The sequence below is a fragment of the Chryseobacterium sp. RU33C genome (genome assembly GCF_900156015.1).
In the GTDB taxonomy this organism is placed as follows: domain Bacteria; phylum Bacteroidota; class Bacteroidia; order Flavobacteriales; family Weeksellaceae; genus Chryseobacterium; species Chryseobacterium candidae.
The window spans coordinates 1-1,925 of record NZ_FTMT01000047.1 but is presented as its reverse complement, the minus strand read 5'-3'; the positions used below and the strand labels follow the sequence as shown (position 1 = coordinate 1,925).

At 32.6% G+C, this 1,925-nt stretch carries 2 protein-coding genes; one reads left to right on the top strand and one right to left on the bottom strand.

Annotated elements, in window-relative coordinates:
• On the top strand, positions 1-285 hold a 285-nt coding region (locus BW946_RS20970), incomplete at its 5' end, for a transcriptional regulator (protein ID WP_076598020.1).
• A gap of 377 nt (positions 286-662) precedes the next feature.
• Here the strand turns inward: BW946_RS20970 and BW946_RS20965 are convergent.
• The coding region (locus BW946_RS20965) for an RHS repeat domain-containing protein (RefSeq protein ID WP_139326064.1) at positions 663-1,925 on the bottom strand (1,263 nt) is incomplete at its 5' end.

Below are 1,925 nucleotides of genomic sequence, written 5' to 3'. Positions count from 1 at the left end.
CTTGAACAAAAGGAAACCATTGAAAACCAGCTGCTGGAAAAAATATCCGAAGTACTGAAAATTCCTGTAGAAGCTTTTCAGAATTTTGATGAGGAACAGGCTGTGAATCTAATTTCCTGCACATTTTCAGATAATGCAATGTTTAATAATAGAATTGAAGTACAAAATATCAATCCTATTGAAGAAATTAAAAAGCTTCACGAAGAAAAGATAGCTTTGTATGAACGTATGCTGAAGGAAAAGGATGAAATGATGGCTAGACTGGAAAAGCTGCTTGAAAAGTAAGAGATAAAAGATAAAAACCACTGCTGAAGCAGTGGTTTTATAATTATAACTTCACCACACGATGTAATCGTGCGGCAGCTTAGGGATTAATCAGTTTTTTATGTATAACTATATAAATACACTGTTATAATAATATATGCAAAAAAATTAATAAATACATATAAAAAATTTAAATTCTTTCTTTTTAATATTATTACTGATAAAATAAAATGTAATAAAATAATTATAGAATAGAATATCCAAATTTTGTATTGATATTTTTCACTATTACTTGCATATCCTAATAAAAAGCAGGAAAAGTACCAAAAAACGATGAAGATTAGCATTAGTAGCATATCAACAAAAATATATTTAAGTATTGACTTCATATTAATTATTTATTGAGTAACTGTAACTGTTATATTATATTTTTTCTTCATTTCTTGAATAAAATTATTAATGACCTGATTACTACTTCCACTTTTCAAAAAGGCAGATGTAAAACTTTGTATGTCTTTTTGAAAAGAATTTATAGAGTGAGAACCAAATGCTCCTTTTACTTTTTCATTAGATCTAAATGCTCCTTTTAATCCTTGCATATCATTACCCGATAAAACGTCCCATTTATGATCTATTGAATAACTATCCACTCCATCAGGAGCATCAATAGAGTTAGATTGGTGTGGTGCCATGTTGAAAACAAAATCAACAACGTTATTTGAATCTGCAAATTCACTTGCATGTTCTTTAATCTTTTGTAATAAACGTTCAGTATAACCCGCACCAAAAGCAGCTCCTCTACTATGAGTATATATTTGAATTTTTTCAATTATTTTACCCGTTTTAGGATCTCTTGCGAGCTTTGAAAGAATTGAATTAAATTCAGCATCATTCATAGCCATTCTTCCTGCTTGCATTCTATTTGTTGGAGTATTACCTCCTAAATATCCACCTTTTTTTATGCTCCAATCACCGAAGAAACTTTGACCAGCATACCTATCTCCATCTACATAATGAAACTGACCACCTGGATTAGGAATACCTGAACCTTTTATTGTATTGATTATTGATTGAGTCCAATAACTTGGATTAGCTCTATCCTGATCTCCATCCGCAACCCTACCATTAATTAATATCGGCAATTCGCCATCTTTATCAATATAAAGTATAGGACTATTGAGTGCATAAACATAAGGTGAGGAACTTTCTAAAAGTTCAGCTTTTGGATCAATCACACCCCATCTTCCGATGTCCGGCATATACATCCTCGCCCCATAATCATACATCCCTGTTTCCTGCAGTTCCTTCCCATTGTACTTATACTTTTTAAAGCTATCCTGTCCAAAATAAGCACTTCCTGTTTTCAAATGATTCATACCGAATGGGTAATAATCATTATTATCCACGATTTCAAGAACGCCTGTGCTGTTTTTGGCAAAGCTCACACGGACATTTCCTAGGTGATCTTTATATTGGTAAATATATTGATTTTTCTGATAATCATAAAATCCTTCAGAAGTAGGGAAAAACTGTAAATCCGGAGTTTTGGCTGGAGGAGGGTTAAAGGTTTTCTTTTCCAGTGAGAAAGCCTGGGGTTCCATTGCTCTTGCTGTCATCATTTCAATTCCTCCTCCGGGATCCCCTCCTGAAGTAACGATATC